At 60.8% G+C, this 18,580-nt stretch carries 13 protein-coding genes; 12 read left to right on the top strand and 1 reads right to left on the bottom strand.

The window, feature by feature from the left end:
• Positions 1-30 precede the first annotated feature (30 nt).
• The 11 genes from EJ075_RS19720 to EJ075_RS19670 all read left to right on the top strand — a co-directional run bounded on the left by EJ075_RS19720 (position 31) and on the right by EJ075_RS19670 (position 16,351).
• Positions 31-3,153 (top strand): AAA family ATPase, encoded by a 3,123-nt coding sequence (locus EJ075_RS19720; protein WP_164547142.1) that lies wholly within the window; start codon positions 31-33, stop codon positions 3,151-3,153.
• Between the two features lie 29 nt (positions 3,154-3,182).
• Positions 3,183-4,340: a YcaO-like family protein gene (locus tag EJ075_RS19715; protein WP_164547141.1), complete on the top strand. Its 1,158-nt coding sequence runs from the start codon at positions 3,183-3,185 to the stop codon at positions 4,338-4,340.
• A gap of 4 nt (positions 4,341-4,344) precedes the next feature.
• The gene (locus EJ075_RS19710; protein ID WP_164547140.1) at positions 4,345-5,073 is read left to right on the top strand and encodes a TfuA-like protein; all 729 of its coding nucleotides are present in this window, start codon (positions 4,345-4,347) and stop codon (positions 5,071-5,073) included.
• A 151-nt stretch (positions 5,074-5,224) separates the two neighbouring features.
• On the top strand, positions 5,225-6,337 hold the full coding sequence (locus tag EJ075_RS19705; protein ID WP_245457954.1) for a hypothetical protein: 1,113 nt from the start codon (positions 5,225-5,227) through the stop codon (positions 6,335-6,337).
• 29 nt (positions 6,338-6,366) lie between these two features.
• Entirely contained in the window at positions 6,367-7,059 is a 693-nt protein-coding gene (locus tag EJ075_RS19700) for a hypothetical protein (RefSeq protein ID WP_126105389.1), read from the top strand.
• A gap of 980 nt (positions 7,060-8,039) precedes the next feature.
• Positions 8,040-9,149 carry an efflux RND transporter periplasmic adaptor subunit gene (locus EJ075_RS19695; protein ID WP_245457953.1) on the top strand — a complete coding sequence of 370 codons (1,110 nt, stop codon included), beginning with the start codon at positions 8,040-8,042 and terminating at the stop codon, positions 9,147-9,149.
• A complete protein-coding gene (locus EJ075_RS19690) occupies positions 9,146-12,328 on the top strand; it encodes a multidrug efflux RND transporter permease subunit (protein ID WP_126105388.1) in 3,183 nt (1,060 codons plus the stop codon). The genes EJ075_RS19695 and EJ075_RS19690 overlap by 4 nt, the downstream gene beginning before the upstream one ends.
• A gap of 683 nt (positions 12,329-13,011) precedes the next feature.
• On the top strand, positions 13,012-13,971 hold the full coding sequence (locus EJ075_RS19685) for a helix-turn-helix domain-containing protein (protein ID WP_126105387.1): 960 nt from the start codon (positions 13,012-13,014) through the stop codon (positions 13,969-13,971).
• A 145-nt stretch (positions 13,972-14,116) separates the two neighbouring features.
• Positions 14,117-15,634, top strand: a complete 1,518-nt coding sequence (gene adh / locus EJ075_RS19680) for an aldehyde dehydrogenase (RefSeq protein WP_126105386.1) — start codon at positions 14,117-14,119, stop codon at positions 15,632-15,634.
• 66 nt (positions 15,635-15,700) lie between these two features.
• Positions 15,701-16,039: a DUF779 domain-containing protein gene (locus tag EJ075_RS19675; protein ID WP_095488981.1), complete on the top strand. Its 339-nt coding sequence runs from the start codon at positions 15,701-15,703 to the stop codon at positions 16,037-16,039.
• A 96-nt stretch (positions 16,040-16,135) separates the two neighbouring features.
• On the top strand, positions 16,136-16,351 hold the full coding sequence (locus EJ075_RS19670; protein WP_095488980.1) for a DUF1858 domain-containing protein: 216 nt from the start codon (positions 16,136-16,138) through the stop codon (positions 16,349-16,351).
• Here EJ075_RS19670 and EJ075_RS19665 read toward each other — a convergent pair.
• On the bottom strand, positions 16,348-17,052 hold the full coding sequence (locus EJ075_RS19665; RefSeq protein WP_095488979.1) for a Crp/Fnr family transcriptional regulator: 705 nt from the start codon (positions 17,050-17,052) through the stop codon (positions 16,348-16,350). The genes EJ075_RS19670 and EJ075_RS19665 overlap by 4 nt on opposite strands.
• 226 nt (positions 17,053-17,278) lie before the next feature.
• On the opposite strand from EJ075_RS19665, the gene EJ075_RS19660 reads away from it, so the two are divergent.
• Positions 17,279-18,481, top strand: coding sequence for an NnrS family protein (locus tag EJ075_RS19660; RefSeq protein WP_126105385.1), 1,203 nt, complete (start codon positions 17,279-17,281; stop codon positions 18,479-18,481).
• Positions 18,482-18,580: the final 99 nt, after the last annotated feature.

The following is an 18,580-nucleotide window of genomic DNA, read 5'->3' as shown; positions in this document are numbered from 1 at the left end:
TCGGAAAAGGGTCGAGTAGAGCCTCCAATCGTGGCCCTTGCCAAGGGCGTTCTGAGCAAGGTCGACAGTAGTGTGTCCGACGTTCGCAGCGAGCGGCGCGTTATGACAGCTCTCTGTTATGATCTGGTCGGATCAACCGACCTGCTCGCAGTTTTGGATATCGAGGACTATGAAGAACTGATGTCGGCCTTTCGGCGTGCGGCAAGACAGGCAATCTCTTCGTGCTCGGGCGTTGTCGACAGCGAGGCCGGCGACGGCGGTGTCGCACTTTTTCCGGCAGAGATGGAGGCAAAGGACGCGGCTTCGCAAGCGATCCGGGCAGGACTCGAAATCATTGAAGCGTGCAAGCGGGTCGGGCTGGAGAAAGACCATACGGACCTACATGTTCGGGTCGGGATTGCCACATCCATGACCCTCGTTCACGGGGACGGCGGTGACCCGGCGCATGCCAGCGTCACCGGCCCTGCTTTGGCCATGGCGACGCGGCTCCAGGCTATGGCTCAGCCGGATGCAATATTGGTGTCCGATGAGACCCGAAATCTGGCGCGGCGGTCCCACGTTTTCAGTTTTCGTGGCATTCACGTTATTAAGGGTTTCGCGGAGCCGGAGCGGATTTGGCGTGCCATCAGCCACAAGCGGGACGTTGACCGCTTCTTCGCCTTCGGGCGTTTGAACAATACGTTTATAGGCCGTGGGGACGAACTGGCCACCATCGCCGCATGTTGGCATGATGCCGTCGCCGGCAAGGGCGGCGCCATTTTAGTTCAGGGTGAGGCCGGTATCGGCAAGTCTCGCCTGCTTTATGAAGTCCGCAAGAAGACACGCTTTCAGCGGGCAAAATTGCTGCTTTTTCAATGTCAGCCCGGCGGCTCCCACTCGGCCCTTTATCCTCTGCTGCAAAATGTTCGGAGTGACCTGGCTGGCAAAGAGGGTCGGCTGGAGACTTCAGACGTAGCGCAGGTCTTCGCAAATCAAAGCGTTCACGATGACGAAGTGGTCGACATCTTCTCGTTTCTACTTGGGGCTGAAGGGTCGAATCCCGGTCTGAAGGAGGCTGATCTCAAGGTCATCCGGGAGAAAGCCGCCTGGGCAGTTCGCAGAAGCATAGAAGCCATATGCGAACACGGACCACTCATCCTGGTTGTCGAAGACATACATTGGATCGACCTCACGTCGAGGCAATTGCTGGCGGAACTTGCACTCTTCATCCATAGGGTGCCCGTGCTTCTCATAATGACTGCGCGACCTGGGACTTATTTAGGGTTCCGGGACTTGCCGCATATTACTTTGAAGCCGCTCGATCGCGAGGAAACGCGACAGGCGATCATGGCCATGCGGCCGGAAATCGGGGCAGCCGCGCATTCGGAACTCATTAGCATGGTGGAGGAGGTAACCGGGGGCGTGCCTCTTTTCATCGAGGAAATCTGCCAATGGATCGCCGAGAATGCAGCCTCCATAACGGATCGCCTTGCGCCGGCCGGCTCATCGAGCCGAATATCGGTGTTTGAAGGCATCCTTCAAGCCAGGCTGGAAGCCCTGGGCCCTGCAAAGGATGTGGCACGAGCGGCCGCCGTCGCCGGCAATCGTTTCAATCTGGAATTGCTCCAGAAGCTGTTGCCGGAATACAGTGACGAGACGATCGGGAATGCACTGGACACCCTCATCGAGGCGGGATTCCTGATCCGGGTCAGGCCTTCCGGCGAGCCCGACTATGGATTTCGTCATGCCCTGATCCGGGAGACAATCTACAATGCATTGCTGCGGAGGAGACGGCAGGCCCTCCATCAGTCGCTTTTCTCCGCTGTCGGCCGCGACCGAAATCTGGCCCCGTGGCTGGGTACGGCTGAACTGGCAGAACATGCTGAACGCGCTGGCCTTATCGAGGAAGCGATCGATCAGTTCATCGCAGCCGGCCGGGAAAGTTACGTCCGCTCTGCAATGGCCGAGGCGAGACAGATTCTCGACCATGCCATGACCCTTTGCCAGCGAGTGAGAGGGCCGGACAAGCAGGATGTTTTGCGCCTCGCCGCGATGATGCCGCTCGGGCCGATACTTACAGCCACGGAAGGTCCAAACTCGCTGCCGGCCCGCAAACTTTACGAGGACGGGGTAGAGATCGCCAGGCGGCGGCCACTCGCCGAGCGTGCGAAGTGGTTTCCGATCTACTGGGGTTGGTGGTTCACCGGCCCCACCATCGACGGGGAACGCGCACGGGCCGTCCTCACCGACCTCAGGGATGTCGACGACCCCGAAGTGCAGTTTCAGGCCAGACACTGCGTTTGGGCAATCGAATTCAATCTTGGGCATCACAAGAACTGCATCGCGGCGGTCGACGAAGGACTTGCGCTCTATGGGACGGGCCAAAGGGCAGGGAATGCCACTCTGTTCGGCGGCCACGACGCCAGAGTCTGCGGCCTGTCGCATAGGGGTCTCTCTCAATGGTTTACCGGCCGGGCCGCAAGCGCAGTTCGGTCGTTGGCTGAAGCCAGGCGCTGGGCAATGCAAACGGCGCATGTTGGTAGTATCGCCCATGTCTACATCAACGAAGCGATGCTTGATTGCTATCGCCGCGATTTCTCGGCGCTGCGAGGCGTCATCGCCGATATCCGCGAATTGACGAAGCGCCACCATCTGCCCTCCCTTGCCGCCTTGGCGCAAATTCTCGAAGGCTGGTGCGAAGGAAATGCTGCTCGGGTAGAGCAAGGCAGGGACCAGATCAAAGAGGGCCTCGCGATCCACGGCGAACTCCAGACGCCGGAAGACTATCCTGTCTATTACGGCATGCTGGCGGAACTTCTGGCCCGGACAGGCGAGACTGACGAGGCCCTTACGCTTGTCTCTTCCGCGGCTGCGGAAGCCGAAGCAGGTGGCAGTCTTTCTTGGCTCGCCGAACTCTATCGGCGAAAGGCCCATCTCCTTCTACTTAGAGGTTCCTCAGGCATGGAGGTTGTTGCCGCGCTCTCCAAAAGCCTGGCTACCGCCGATGAGCAAAACGCGGTGCCAATCCTGCTCAATGCATACGAGATGCTCAGGACATGGGGCGTATCAGAGGAACTATCCCGGCAGTACCGCAGTCGCGTCGACCTGGCGAAATCAGCCATCGAGCAAGGTGCGGCGTTGTTCGTCAATCTAGAACCAAGCCTGCGCCACTAGCCTGCGCGGCTGGGAGATCGGGAGCCTCCATGCTGGAACGATACGAGCGCTCGGGTCCTCCGCCGCGCGAAGCACTCATGCGGCTAATGACGATGCGCGAGCTCTTGGGCATCACACGGATTGCAGACATCACAGGTCTCGACGTGCTCGACATACCCGTGGTTCAGGCGGTCAGGCCTTTCTCCCTTTTAAATTCCGTTTCGCAAGGCAAGGGGCCGACCAGAACCGAAGCTGCGGTATCGGCCATTCTCGAGGCCGCAGAGTCCTACTTTGCCGAGCGCTTGGCGCACTACGACCCCATCGCGGCCTCCGCAGACTCCCTGAATATTCCTCCTGAAAGATTCGAAGCCCATCTCCAGCCAGGTGTCGACCCGGGCTGGCGCAGCAGGGAGATAGCTTGGATTCATGCCGAGAATATCCTCAAGGGTGGTCTGCAGGATTGGGTCCCATTCGAGCTTGTACACACTGCCTACGTGTTCCCGCCGCGGCCCCACGAGGAAATCTTCGCTTCATCGACGTCCGGCCTGGCGGCCTCCTTCGAGGAAACAGACTCTATTCTGCACGGGATAATGGAATGCATCGAGCGCGACGCACTCACGCGGGCGGAGCGAATCCATGGCTTTTTCCAGCGCCGTCGAATTGACCCGAGAACGATCGACGATCCGACAGTTGCGAGCCTTCTCGAAAGCCTGGAAGCCAAAGGCCTGCTGGTCGGGCTTTGGCACGCCCCCTCACCGCTGGGACTACCGGTGATCTGGTGCCATCTCATGGAGGATCGGCCGCCGGAAACTGCAATTCTTCACCATCCGGCAGAGGGCTCGGCTGCAGGTTTCGATGCCGCGTCCGCGATCGTTCACGCAATCTACGAGGCGGCGCAGTCGCGACTGACGGCGATCTCCGGCGCCCGTGATGACCTGACGCGCGCGTCCTATCCAAAATATCCCGACTGGCAAAAAATTGCGGCGCACCGACGCCTCCTGTCCGACGGCCCTCGCGACGTACATTTCCATGCGATTGCCGGGCAGAATTACACCAGCGCCGGAAATAGGATGTCCGCTCTTCTCGCAAAGATCGAGGGCGCAGGAATCGATACAGTGTACATGATTCAGCTCGATACGAGACCGCTCGGCGACCTGTCAGTCGTAAGGATCGTCATACCGGCCTTAACGCCGCTGTTGCATGGCTAGGCAAATGCGTCCCAAGCTGGTCTTTGCCGGTCCCACCCTGTCACAGGGCGAAGTGCTGGAAGTGGTGGAGGCGATCTGCCTTCCGCCGGCTGTGCAGGGTTCGATCATTGCGGCCGTGCAGCATTTTGATCCGAGTGCGATAGTCATCATCGACGGCGGCTTTCAGTCGGAGCCGGCGGTCCGGCACAAGGAAATCCTTTGGGCAATAGCGAAAGGTGTTCCGGTAATAGGCGCGGCGAGCATGGGGGCTCTTCGCGCTGCGGAACTCTTTCCATACATGCAGGGAGTGGGGCTCATCTACCGGTGGTATCGTCGTTTTGCGTTTGCGCCTGACGATGCAGTGGCCGTGCTGCACGGACCATGGGGGGTAAACTCCGCGCCCATAACCCACGCGCTGATCGATCTTCGCATGACTGTTCGCAGGGCCTGCCGTCGAGGCATCATTTCGGCTGAATACAGAACCAGCCTGGAGCGCGCCGCGCGAGCTCTCAACTTTCGCGAGCGCACGCTCGCCCGCATGGTCGGTGACGCCTTGTCATGCGAAGGTGATCTCGTTGTCGAGAAATATCAGGAGATCCTCGCCGCAGCTTTCGTTCAGCAAAAGAAGCAGGATGCGCGTGATGCACTCCGGCTATTGGATCACGGTTTATTCAAGGAGCCTGCACCCCTGCCAGATTTCCAATTGACGGCGGCTTTCTTTAAGGATCTCGACGAAGCCGGGTTAGAGATTTGAAAGCATCAGGGCGAGAATTCTCAATCTCAATTTACAATACGTAAGATTTTGCTAATGTATTAAAATGAGAGGGGCTGAGCTACTAGGAACGCTCGATCGATCCAACGATGAAAGTCGCTCCGTCGGCACGCGCTTCCTGCTATTTCCGCAGGTGCCCCACCTTGCCAATTACGGCACACCCGAGACCGTCTGGATATCGACCCCGCCGGGCCGGTTACGCCCCGGTCCGGAGGACCATCGCATCTATGTCCGCGATCCGCTCCTCGACAAGGAACCTTACGAGTATCCCTATCTGCCGCCCTTCGTTGGCGAGGTCTTCCCGTCGGCGGAACCCGCCTACGACGGTCACTTCGACCGGATTTCATTGAATTCACGTCAGTTCCTGGCGGCACACGCCTTCGGGGCAGTCAGCCGGGTCCTGGACATCTGGGAAAGCTACCTTGGGCGGCCGATTACCTGGTACTTCGCCGAAACCTATGAGCGGCTGGAGATCATTCCGTGGGTCGACTGGAACAACGCCCAGTCTGGCTACGGTTATCTGGAACTCGGCGTGGACAGGGCGCCCGACGGTCGAAATTATCCCTATGCCCTCAACTTCGATACGATTGCGCATGAGGTCGGCCACGCGATTCTGTTTTCCCTTTTTGGAGTGCCGGCAAATGGCTTGAAGACCGGCGACTTCGCGTCGTTCCATGAGGCGAGCGCCGACATAACGTCGCTTCTGTCCTTCCTGCATTTCGATAGCGGTCTCGACCGGCTGCTCCGCCACAGCAACGGCAACCTCCTCGTCCTGAACGAACTCAACCGCATCGCCGAACTGATCGGTGACCGGCAGATTCGCCTCGCCAGCAATTCGCGCCGCATGTCTGAAGTCTCCGACGAAATCCATGACAGGTCGCGGCCTTTCACGGGGGCGGTATTCGATACGATCGTAGACACCTATCACGCAAATCTCGTGGGTGATGGACTAGCCGACGAGCGGCTTCTCGATATCGACATCAGGGATATCGACGAGGCCGCCATGCAGCTCATCTCGGATTTCACAGCGCTGGCCTTCCGTGCCAGGCCGTTCCTGTTCAAGAGCGCGCTCACCCGCGCGCGGGACGACGTGGCGCTGGCTCTCGCACGGGCCTGGTCCGGCCTCGATGCGGACGATCTGACATTTGAGAATGCCGCGATGGCCATTGCCGAAGCCGGCAGCCGCATCGCGCCAGCGCTGGGCGCTAAGTTCGAGGAAAACTTCAGGTGGCGAGAAATTTCATGAACTGAATTGTCAAAGCGAGGAGGACTGACATGAGTGACGACTATCACCGTCCGACACTGACATTCCCCAACGGTGCATACAATGCAACGCAGGTCAGGCTCTACGGAATTGAGGCGGAAATTGGTATTTCCATTCCCGGACAGGCCAGCGAAATCTCGAACACCAACATTTATGTCCAAACAGCACATGACGTTAGCGCCGACGAACGGGAAGTCAACGCAGCGAAAGAAGTACTTAAGAAAGCCACATCGAATAAGGTCCGCCGCGGCATAATGCTCGGCCAAGGCAACTTGCCTAGTATACCGATAAGAGCCAGCTTCAGTATTAAATTGGATATAAAGGAATTTGGCACAGCCGTTGTGACTGTGACTGCACAAACATATATGCTGGGCAGCAAGCCAGAGAAAGAGCTTTCTTGCGGGTTGATTGTCGGCTACGCCTACGAAGGTCATACATTTGACCTGCCAAAACCCAAGATAATGCTAGTTAATAAGTTCCCAGAATTGGAGATTCCAAAGGATGACTCCGACTACAAATTGAAAGAAGATGCAGGTTATGCTGTCTGGATCGTTGATAAACTCGACCAATGCGTGGAGATTGAAATTAACCAAGGCTTTGTCGAACAGCTTGTTCTCGAGGCCAACCTTCCGGGCAAGCGCTCACCGACCATGTATGCTGCGAGGCAGGCGCTCGGGCACCGCAGCGGAAGGCTGACTGAGTAGTGATAGATCCTGCTACTTCGCGGCCCGTCGAGGGGTTGTGTCAGCCGGCCCGAGCTTGGTGCAGTCGGAAACGATAACCTCGCGGAGCTTGGGGCGTCGAGCTGGCTGCGGCGCTGCACAATCGAACTCGGGGCTTGGCACCCGGGCTCGGTTCGGGTCGCTTCGCTGCAATTGTAGGAGGCGACGGGTCCGTTTTTCGGCAGGTGAAACCGGCAAAATACGTCGGAGGCGAGATCCCAAGCCCATGGCGAAAGCCGCCCGGCAGTGTGCGCACAACCATCGGAAGATCGCCAGCACCGTCGCTGGAGCACTGCACGTCACGGACATGATCGCGCCTCGGTGTCCACGACGGTGCCACGACCGCCATAGCGTTCCTCCTTTGCCGCGAGCCGTGCGGTTCCCAGCCCGGAGAGCGACGTGTTTTGCGGGGTCATCGGTCATCGGTATCATGTCATCACAAGCACCCAAGGGCAGGCGAGCGGCGCAAGTTGTCTCGGCAACCGGACATTCATTCCGGCAGCAAGCAAAGTCGGCAATGGGTCAAAAAACCCGCCTATTCGCACGTCGTCGCCTCCGATCACCGCACGCACTGCATGGAGGTCTTTCGAAGCCAGAATTCTTGAGTTAGGTCTGCGTCCAGTGCTTTCGACGAGAAGGAGAAAAAGGCTCAACCAGTCCTCCCGACAGAACCGCCGCACGTCGGGATGCGCAATGGCTTGTCAGATACGCTTTAGCTCGAGCGCATGGCGATGCTTACGCAGCGCGGATAAACGCAGGCTGTCGGTTGTGGCGGTCAGTTCAAAAAGATTGATTTGTGCGGTACACCCGCTGCCTAGATGTTATGGCTTCGCATGAAGGGCCGATTACGAGGGGTAACCATGGTTCACACTGCACGCCTCCGCCACGATTCTCTGGCCGCCCCCTCCAGCAGAAACGTCCCTGCAAAATGGCTCGCCGCCGCGGCCTTCGCGGCGATTGGCTTGCTCGCGACCCCGGCCGCACAGGCGCAGGAAGCGCCTCCCGCGCCCGTCGTCACGGTAGCCAAGCCGGTGGTGCGCGATATCGTCGAGGACGATGAGTTCGTCGGCCGTTTCGAAGCCGTCGACCAGGTTTCGCTGCGCTCCCGCGTCGGCGGCTATCTCGACCAGGTCCATTTCCAGGACGGTACGCTGGTCAAGCGGGGCGACCTCCTGTTCACCATCGACCAGCGGCCGTTCAAGGCGGCGCTGAACCAGGCGCAGGCGCAGGTCGACTCGGCCAAGACCCTGGTCGAATTCAGCAAGATGCAGTTCGAGCGCGCCGAGACCCTGTCGCGCGAAGGCAACATACCGGTTTCGACACTGGACGACCGCCGCCGCGAATATCTCGCCGCCCAAGCGCAACTGGACGGCGCGGAGGCGGCACTTGAAAACGCAAGTCTCGATCTCGAATTCACCGAGATCAAGGCGCCGTTTTCCGGCCGGGTCAACCGCCGGCTCGTCTCGCCGGGCAATCTGGTGCAGGCCGACCAGACCGTGCTGACCACCATCGTCTCGATCGACCCGATCGACTTCTATTTCGACATCGATGAGCGGTCCTACTTCGCTTATGCGCGCGACGCCCGCGAGCGCGGCGGCGTCATGCAGGAGGGCGCCGGCGGCGTCGATGTTGTCGTCCGTGTCGCCGACCGTGATGAAGCGACGTTCAAGGGCAAGCTCGACTTCGCCGAGAACCGTCTGGACGAAGCTACCGGCACGATGCGGGTCAGGGCGCGCTTCGACAACAAGGACGGCGTGCTGCAGCCGGGCATGTTCGGCCGCATCAACGTGCCCGCCTCGCTGCCTCATCCGGGCGTGCTTCTGCCTGATGAGGCGATCGGCGCCGACCAGAACCGCCGCATCGTCTTCGTTGTCGACGAGGCAGGCCTGATCTCGGCCAAGCCGGTGCGCACCGGCCCGCGCATTGACGGCTATCGCGTTATCCGCGAGGGCCTCACCGGCGAAGAGACCGTGGTAACCAACGGGCTGGTGCGAGTGCGACCGGGCGTCACCGTCAAGCCCGAGATGACCACGTTGCCGCCCAAGGTTGAAGCCGAAGGGCAGACGCAATGAACTTCGCCCATTTCTTCGTCAACCGCCCGATCTTCGCAGTGGTGCTGTCGATCGTGCTCGTGCTCGTCGGCGGCATCGCCTATACGCAGCTTCCGGTCGCGCAATATCCCGAAATCGCGCCACCGACCATCGTGGTGCGCGCCTCCTATCCGGGCGCCGACGCCGAGACGGTCGCCGCGACCGTGGCGACGCCGATCGAACAGGAAATCAACGGCGTCGAGCACATGCTCTACATGTCGTCGTATTCCTCCGGCGAAGGCTCGATGTCGCTCACCATCACCTTCCGCCCCGGCACCGATCTCGACGCGGCGCAGGTGCTGGTCCAGAACCGCGTCTCGATCGCCGAAGCGCGCCTGCCGGAAGAGGTGCGCCGGCTCGGCATCACCACGGCGAAAAGTTCGCCCGACCTGATGATGGTCATTCATATGCTGTCGCCCGACGACACATATGATCAGCTCTACGTCTCGAATTATGCGCGTTCGCGCGTGCGCGACGTCCTGCTGAGACTGGACGGCGTCGGCGACGTGCAGATCTTCGGCGAGCGCGAATATTCGCTGCGCGTCTGGCTCGACCCGGAAAAGCTGTCCGCCTACGGAATGACCGCAGGCGACGTAGTCCAGGCGCTGCGCGACCAGAATGTCCAGGTGTCGGGCGGCTCGATCGGCGCGCCGCCGATTGGCGACGGCTCGGCCTTCCAGTATACGGTCACCACGCAAGGGCGCTTCGAAGACGCGCGCGACTTCCGCTACGTCATAGTCAAGTCGACCGAGGACGGCCGCTTGATCTCCCTGCAGGATGTGGCGCGCATAGAGCTCGGCGCCAGGGACTACGTCACCAATTCCTATCTCAACAACAAGGCGGCGGTGGCGCTCGGCATCTTCCAGCGGCCGGGCACCAATGCCTTGGCCTCGGCGGAAGAAATCCAGGAGACCATCGCGGCGCTTTCGGAGGATTTCCCGAAGGGGCTGGCCTACGAGATCATCTACAATCCGACCGAGTTCATCGCTGAATCTATCAACGAGGTCTATGTCACCATCGCCGAGGCGATCCTGCTGGTGGTGATCGTCATCATCGTGTTCCTGCAGTCGTGGCGCATGGCGATCGTGCCGATCGTGGCGATACCGGTCTCGCTGATCGGCACGCTTGCCGTGCTGCTCGCCTTCGGCTTCTCGCTCAACATGCTCACTCTGTTCGGGCTGGTGCTGGCGGTCGGCATCGTTGTCGACGACGCCATCGTGGTTGTGGAAAATATCGAGCGGAACATCCGGCTGGGGCTCGCCCCGCGCGCCGCTGCGCACAAGACCATGGATGAAGTGGGAAACGCGGTCCTCGCGATCTCGCTGGTGCTGATCTCCGTCTTCGTTCCGGCGGCTTTCATTCCCGGGATTTCCGGCCAGTTCTACCTGCAGTTCGCCATCACCATCGCGGTCTCCACCGCGATCTCCGCATTCAACTCGCTGACGCTTTCGCCGGCTCTCGCTGGCGTCCTTTTCAAGCCGCACACCGAGGAACATTCGAACTTCTTCCTGGCAAGGTTCGGCCGCGCTCTGGCGAACGGGTTCAACAACGGGTTCGACAGGATGGCGGACGGCTATGCGTGGCTGGTGCACAGACTGGTCGGCACGGCTCTGGCGCTTGCCGCCATGCTGCTCGTCTTCGCAGGACTGCTCTACGCGACCTATCACATGCTGCAGACGGTGCCGCGTGGCTTCATCCCGAACATGGACCAGGGTTATGCGATCGTCGTCGTGCAATTGCCGGAGGGCTCTTCGCTCGCCCGAACGGACGCAATCATCCAGAAGGCGTCGGATATCATCCGCGAGACGCCGGGTGTCGCCAATGCCGTCGCCTTCGCAGGATTCAACGGCGCGACATTCACCAACGCCAGCAATTCCGGCGTGATCTTCGCGCCATTCAAGAGCTTCGAGGAACGGCTCGAGAGCGGCGATACTTCCGACAAGATCATCGGCACGCTGTTTGGCAGCCTGCAAAGCATCCAGGAGGCCTTCATCATCGCGCTGCCGCCGCCGCCAGTGCGGGGCATCGGCAACTCCGGCGGCTTCAAGATGATGCTCCAGGAGCGCAACAGCGCCGACATGCGGCCGATTCTGGCGCTGGCCAACGAAATCGCCGGCAAGGCCAACCAGACGCCCGGGTTGACGGGCGTCTTCACCACCTTCTCGGCCTCCAGCCCGCAATTCTTCCTGGCGATCGACCGCGACAAGGCGCGCATGCTGAACGTGCCGATCCCCAACATCTTCGAGACGCTGTCGATCAATCTAGGCACCGCCTACGTCAACGATTTCAATGCTTTCGGTCGCGTCTACCAAGTGCGGGCGCAAGCCGACCAGGCTTTCCGCATCGATCGCGACGACATATTGAAGCTGAAGGTGCGCTCGGCGGCCGGCGACCTGGTGCCGCTCGGCACACTGGTCGAGATCCGCGACGTCACCGGTCCCTCGCTCGTGCAACGCTACAACATGTATGTCTCCGTGCCGCTTCAGGGCAATGCAGCGCCGGGTGTCGCCACGGGCACGGCGCTCGACCTGATGGAGGGGATCGCAGCCGAATCGCTGCCGCAGGGCACTTCCTTCGAATGGACTGAACTCGCCTTCCAGGAGCGGCAGACCGGCAACACGGCGGTGTTCATCTTCGGCCTGTCGGTTCTGTTCGTCTTTCTGGTGCTCGCCGCGCTATACGAAAGCTGGATTACGCCATTCGCGATCGTGCTTATCGTCCCGCTCAGCGTGCTGGCCGCCCTCTTGGGCGTCGCCTTCCGCGGTCTCGACAACAACATCCTCGTGCAGATCGGGCTGATCGTGCTCATCGGCCTGGCGGCGAAGAACGCGATCCTGATCGTCGAGTTCGCGCGCCAAGGTGAGGAGCGTGGCCTTGACGCCGTCGAGGCGGCTGTCGAGGCCTGCCGGCTGCGGCTGCGGCCGATCCTGATGACGGCATTCGCCTTCATCCTGGGCGTGGTGCCGCTAGTGATCGCCAGCGGGCCTGGCGCGGAAATGCGCCAATCGCTCGGCACGGCCGTGTTCTCCGGCATGCTGGGCGTGACATTGTTCGGCCTCTTCCTGACGCCGGTCTTCTACGTTGCTCTGCGCAGGACATTCCGGCGCAGGCGGCCTGAAGCCGGCCCGACCTTGGCTTCCGAGAGCGGCGCAGCCGAGTAGACGCCGAGCCGATGAGGCGCCGGGTTCAGACTGAAGCCGGACCGGCGGGTTCCCGAATCTCGCGGAGGGATGGATCGGCGATCCATCCCTCGAGCGGATCGAGATGTTCCGGCGCGCCGTACGCTCGCTTCACATCGTCCACGCCCAAGCCGTCTGGATCGCGCAGAAAAGCGCATCTAGCCGATCGCCGCTGGGGTCGTCGGCCGGCCGACGAACAGGAGCGAAAATAGAGGATAGAAACAGGCACAAGATCGCTTCTCCTGCCCTTGGATCGTGGTCAAGTGTTGCCAACTACCCGGCGCTAACCCGCGGAAATGTCGCTGCTATTCTGAGACGGGGGAAAAACCCGGAAATCGAGCAGACTGAATGGTGGGCCCGGAAGATGCATTAAAGCCGTTGATTTCATTGACTTTTTCGTGGGCCAAAATCAAAAAGCTTCCCGTATTGTTCCGCACGGTCCCGCGGCTGGTCATGGTCGTTCCTCTTTGCTCTCGATCAATGAATGCCCAATTCGTGCTGGTAGGCTTTGGGGGCACCGGCGAGGAACGACTATCGATTGGCCAAAATCACTAACTGCCAGGAGAACATAGAGGATTTACCCCATCTGGTTCTTCTGTCGAATTGACAACGCGGTGATTGAAATCGGAACCTGGTGCGACAAGAAGCGGGGATGGGAGGATAGCATGGGCGAGGATCTATCCGGTCATCATGCCGATCGCATTCAGGCCGCGATCGCTTCGGACGCGGCGGCGAAGTCCGCGCTGGTTGCCTCCTGGCGGCGGTCTTCCAGTTTGCACCGGCTCGATCCAGCCGATCGCAGTCCTCCCCGCTACCTAACGGATGCGGAATTGGGGGAGGCCCGACAACGCATCGAGCCGCTCATTCGGGCTGCCCAATCGAGCCTCGACAGACTCTATTTTGCGGTGGGCGGGGTCGGGTGCTGTGTCCTGCTCGCCGATCGCAACGGGGTGCCAGTAGAACGGCGCGGCGCGCCTGTGGATGACGAGACGTTTCATTCCTGGGGGTTGTGGACCGGCTCCGTCTGGAACGAGGAGAGCCAGGGCACCAACGGGATCGGCACCTGTCTGGTCGAACAGCGTGCGCTGACGATCCACCGCGACCAGCATTTTCAAACGCGCAACACGGGGCTGAGCTGCACCACTGCTCCAATCTACGATCATGAAGGGAATCTTGTGGCCGCGCTTGACGTCTCTTCCTGCCGGGCCGATCTGACCGAGGCCTTTGCCAGTCTTATTTCGGTGGCAGTGGTCGACGCGGTGCGTCGGATCGAGGCCGAGAACTTCAGGATGGCGTTTCCCAAGGCGCGAATTCTTTTGGCGCCGGTGACCGACAAGGCGCTGATCGCCGTTGATGCGGACGACCTTGTGGTCGGCGCGACCCGGTCGGCTCGCCTGGCGCTTGGAATTACCCAACATTGTCTCGACAAGCCGATGCCCGCAACCGATCTGCTCGGTTGGGCTGAGAGCGGCCACGAAGTTCTCGCCGAAGCGGAGCGCGGTGTTCTCCAGCGGGCGCTCGCGCGCGCAGACGGAAATGTGTCGGCTGCGGCTCAGGCGCTTGGCATCAGCCGCGCGACGCTTCATCGCAAGCTCAACCGCCTGGATGTCCACCGGTCTCACTGACCTTCGAATCCTCGCCTGACTGTCGCAATTCTGCGACACATCCCGCTCGGCCACTGTCGTCGACACGGTGACAATCGCGGCGGAAATCGCAAGTCTCTCTTCCGAAGCGTCGCATCCCGCGACGTCAGCTTTGGGAGGAAGACACATGAACAAGGTTGAATTCTCACGCTCGGTCAAGGCGCCCTTCGACAAGCGCTACGGCAATTTCATCGGTGGCAAATGGGCCGAGCCGCGCTCCGGCCGCTACTTCGAAAACTACTCGCCGGTGAACGGTCAGTTGCTGTGCGAAGTGGCGCGTTCGGATGCGCAGGACATCGAGGCAGCGCTTGACGCGGCCCATGCCGCCAAGGACGCCTGGGCACGCACCAGCGTTGCCGAGCGGTCGCTCATGCTCAACCGCATCGCCGACCGCATGGAGGAAAACCTCGATCTCCTCGCTCGCGCCGAAACCTGGGATAACGGCAAGCCGATCCGCGAGACGACCGCGGCTGACCTGCCTTTGGCCATCGACCATTTCCGCTATTTCGCTGGCGCCTTGCGTGGCCAGGAAGGCAGCCTTTCCCAGATCGACGACGATACCGTCGCCTATCATTTCCATGAGCCGCTCGGCGTGGTCGGCCAGATCATCCCCTGGAACTTCCCGCTGCTGATGGCATGCTGGAAACTTGCTCCCGCGCTTGCCGCCGGAAACTGCGTCGTGCTGAAGCCTGCCGAGCAGACGCCGGCCGCCATCTTGCTGTGGGCCGATCTTGTCGGCGATCTGCTGCCGCCGGGCGTGCTCAACATCGTCAACGGCTTCGGCCTCGAGGCCGGCAAGCCGCTCGCATCGTCACCGCGCATTGCCAAGATCGCCTTTACCGGCGAGACCACGACCGGCCGGCTGATCATGCAATATGCCAGCCAGAACCTGATCCCGGTCACGCTGGAACTGGGCGGCAAGTCGCCCAACATCTTCTTTAGGGATGTCGTCGCCGAGGACGACGATTTCTTCGACAAGGCGATCGAAGGCTTCGTCATGTTCGCGCTGAACCAGGGCGAGGTCTGCACCTGCCCGAGCCGCGCGCTCATTCACGAATCGATCTACGACACGTTCATGGAACGCGCCCTCAAGCGCGTCGAGGCGATCGTGCAGGGAGATCCGCTGGACCCGGCGACGATGATCGGTGCCCAGGCCTCGTCCGAGCAACTGGAAAAGATCCTGTCCTACATCGACATCGGCCGCCAGGAAGGAGCCGAGGTTTTGACCGGCGGCGCCCGCAATGTGCTGCCCGGCGATTTGGCGGGCGGCTACTACGTCAAGCCGACGGTGTTCAAGGGCCACAACAAGATGCGAATCTTCCAGGAGGAGATTTTCGGGCCGGTGGTTTCGGTTACGACCTTCAAGGACGACGACGAAGCGCTGGCGATAGCCAACGATACTCTCTACGGCCTCGGCGCCGGCGTCTGGACGCGAGATGCCAACCGTGCCTATCGCTTCGGCCGGGCAATCCAGGCCGGGCGCGTTTGGACCAACTGCTATCACGCCTATCCGGCACATGCAGCTTTCGGCGGCTACAAGCAGTCCGGCATCGGACGCGAGACGCACAAGATGATGCTCGACCACTACCAGCAGACCAAGAACATGCTGGTAAGCTATAGCCCGAAGAAGCTCGGCTTCTTCTGATCGCCTTTTGGCTCACAGGCGCGGCTCCGCAGGGGGCCGCGCCCAAACTGGAAATCGAAAAAAGCGATGCATGCCAAGGTCACGGCAACGCCGGCAGCGCTTGAATTGATCGCGGAGATCGTGGCCGAGCACGGTCCGGTGCTGTTCCATCAATCCGGCGGCTGCTGCGATGGTTCTTCGCCGATGTGCTATCCGCGTGCCGGCTTCATCGTCAGCGACCATGACGTGCTGCTCGGTCACATCGGCGAAACGCCGTTCTACATCGGTGCGTCGCAATTCGAGGCCTGGAAACATACCGACCTCATTATCGACGTGGTGCCTGGCCGCGGCGGCATGTTCTCGCTGGACAACGGGCGGGAGAAGCGGTTCCTGACGCGGTCGACGATCTGCGCCGTTCAACCGTGATGAGGGTGCATCGGCCTGTTTCCTCTTTGTCTCAGCGCAACGAGCATCCCGCGAAGCGGATGCAATATGTCCGCTTCCAAAGCGCGGACAAGCAGCATGAAACACAAATTCAGCGACGATGCGACGATGGACGAAATCATGAGTAGGTCGCCGGCGGCCATCCGGGTCGTGCTCCAGCACGGCATGCTTTGCGTCGGCTGCCCGATTGCTTCGTTTCACACAGTTTCCGACGCGGCACGGGAGCACGATCTGAGTGAAGAAGAACTCCGTTGCGACCTGCTGGCGGTGACGAACGCCGGCGTCCCGGATTAGCCTTTTTCTTCACGGCCCTCCGCGATTAGAAGGAGTCGGTGAGGTTCGACCACGGTCACCCGCTGGCGTCCGCTTTTGACCAATCCCTGGTCTTCCCATGCCGAGAGCAGCCGGCTCACCGTATGGAGCGTTGTTCCCGTCATCTCGGCAATGTCCTGACGTGAGATGGGGAAGTCGATCAGGATGCCCTCCTCGGTCTTTTTGCCCGTCTGCTTGATCAGCTTGAGCAGCGCATGGGCGACGCGCTGATCCACCTGCTCGGTGGACATCTCGATGACGCGCGTATGGGCATCCTGCAGCCTGCTGCCCACGGCCTTGTAGGTGTTGGCGCTGAAACTGGGGAAATCGGCGGCGAACGCCGGCCACAGGCGGCTCGGCCAGGCAAGAACTACGCAATCGACGGCAGCTATCGCATTTGCCGGATAAGTGGTGCGGCCAAGCGCATGGGCGATGCCCATCAACTCGCCTGGACTTATGTATCGCACCGTCACCTCGTGGCCGTCAGGCGTCGATTTCACGACGCGCACATGTCCGTCGAGCAGCAGGAAAAACGAATGTGCTTCCTGCTCCTGCTGGAACACCGGGTGGTCCTTGGCAATCCTCTGTGACCGGGCCTGGCCGACAATACGGTCGAGATCCGTGGCGGCTATGCCTTCAAAGACAGACAACCCGGCAATCAGCGAGCGATCGAGGCTACCCAACTCCGTTCCTCCCGAACTTGACCACGGCGACGCATCCAGGTCGCCTGGTCGGAGAATGTCTCATGGGCGACCGATGGGCGGCAAGAGGCGCGCGCCTTTCCTGAAATTCCCGATCTTGTTTGCGCAGCGGCAAATTCCGTCTGCCAGGCCAGGATAGAACGACCGAAGTGGCAGCCGTCGACATGACCTGTCACGTCCGCCCGTAGCTTTCATTTCAGGGGATATCATGGCAATTCCACGCACGCGGCCAAGCGCCTATCCGGCAGTTCTCTCTTACGGTTTCCGGCCATTTTTTCTCCTCGGTTCCCTGCAGGCCGGCGCAGCTATCCTGTTCTGGCTGCCTTTGTTCTACGGCAAGCTCGAAGCCTCCAGCGTCTTCTCGCCCGTGGACTGGCATGTCCACGAGTTGCTGTTTGGTTATCTGGCGGCTGTTGTGACGGGTTTCCTGCTAACTGCAATCCCGAACTGGACCGGACGTCTTCCCGTGCAGGGCCCTCCCCTGCTGGCGCTCGCATTGCTTTGGTGCGCGGGACGGTTCGTCGTCTTCTTTTCGGCGGAGACAGGGTGGTTGCTCGGCGCCATCATAGACTGCGCCTTTCTTCTCGCGGTTGTCGCCGCCGCCGCAACGGAAATCATCGCCGGCCGAAACTGGCGAAACCTCAAGGTCCTTCTGCCTGTGACGGTGCTTCTGGCAGCGAATATGACGTTTCATGCCGAGGCGCACTATCAAGGCGTGTCCGACATCGGCCGCCGCCTCGGTCTTGGCGCAGCGGTGGTCCTCATCATGATCATAGGTGGCCGCATTATTCCCTCCTTCACCCGCAATTGGCTGGCGCGCGAGAGACCGGGACGGCTTCCGGTCCCGTTCGGCAGGTTCGACGTGGGAGCGATCACGCTCTCAGCAGCGGGATTGATGGCCTGGGCCTTTCTTCCAGACAGTGCTGGCACCGGGGCAATGCTGATCTTGGGGGCGATTCTCAATACCATTCGGCTTGCCCGGTGGGCCGGAGACCGAGCGCTGCGCGATCCTCTGGTGCTGATCCTGCATGTCGCGTTCGCCTTCGTGCCGGTCGGCCTCCTGATTGCCGGCCTCGCTGTCTTCGTGCCCGAGAAAGTGCCCGCAGTAGCCGGCATTCATGCGTTCGGCGTCGGAGCGGTTGCATGTATAACGCTCGCCGTCATGACCCGCGCCACGCTCGGACACACAGGTCGCGAACTGCGGGCAAGCATCGGCACTTGTGTGATCTTTGTCGCGATCGCGCTTGCGGCCCTTTTTCGCATCGGAGCTGCATTCTCACCGGCGCAAGCGATGCTTCTCCACATTTCGGCGGCGCTATGGGTCGCATCCTTCATCGGCTACGCGGGCCTATTCGGCGGGATGCTCATTCGACCACGTTTGCAAGCGAGGCAGCCGAGAACCGCCGTTTGAAGGCCGACCGGGTCCTTAGACCAGGCAGCTCTCTCCCATGCACATTTCGCATGCCAATTTGCGCCAGCGCAAATTTCCAAGTCTCCCGGTCACGTAGAA

This window comes from Mesorhizobium sp. M6A.T.Cr.TU.016.01.1.1 (assembly GCF_003952585.1).
GTDB lineage: Bacteria > Pseudomonadota > Alphaproteobacteria > Rhizobiales > Rhizobiaceae > Mesorhizobium > Mesorhizobium mediterraneum.
The sequence above is the reverse complement of the archived record's forward strand: the minus strand, read 5'-3'. Positions and strand labels throughout refer to the sequence as shown.

Excerpts from the sequence above, each read along its gene's own strand:
- EJ075_RS19715 (WP_164547141.1), top strand. The coding sequence starts at position 3,183 with ATGCTGGAACGATACGAGCGCTCGGGTCCTCCGCCGCGCGAAGCACTC.
- EJ075_RS19710 (WP_164547140.1), top strand. The coding sequence starts at position 4,345 with ATGCGTCCCAAGCTGGTCTTTGCCGGTCCCACCCTGTCACAGGGCGAA.
- EJ075_RS19700 (WP_126105389.1), top strand. The coding sequence starts at position 6,367 with ATGAGTGACGACTATCACCGTCCGACACTGACATTCCCCAACGGTGCA.
- EJ075_RS19690 (WP_126105388.1), top strand. The coding sequence starts at position 9,146 with ATGAACTTCGCCCATTTCTTCGTCAACCGCCCGATCTTCGCAGTGGTG.
- EJ075_RS19685 (WP_126105387.1), top strand. The coding sequence starts at position 13,012 with ATGGGCGAGGATCTATCCGGTCATCATGCCGATCGCATTCAGGCCGCG.
- adh (WP_126105386.1), top strand. The coding sequence starts at position 14,117 with ATGAACAAGGTTGAATTCTCACGCTCGGTCAAGGCGCCCTTCGACAAG.
- EJ075_RS19675 (WP_095488981.1), top strand. The coding sequence starts at position 15,701 with ATGCATGCCAAGGTCACGGCAACGCCGGCAGCGCTTGAATTGATCGCG.
- EJ075_RS19670 (WP_095488980.1), top strand. The coding sequence starts at position 16,136 with ATGAAACACAAATTCAGCGACGATGCGACGATGGACGAAATCATGAGT.
- EJ075_RS19660 (WP_126105385.1), top strand. The coding sequence starts at position 17,279 with ATGGCAATTCCACGCACGCGGCCAAGCGCCTATCCGGCAGTTCTCTCT.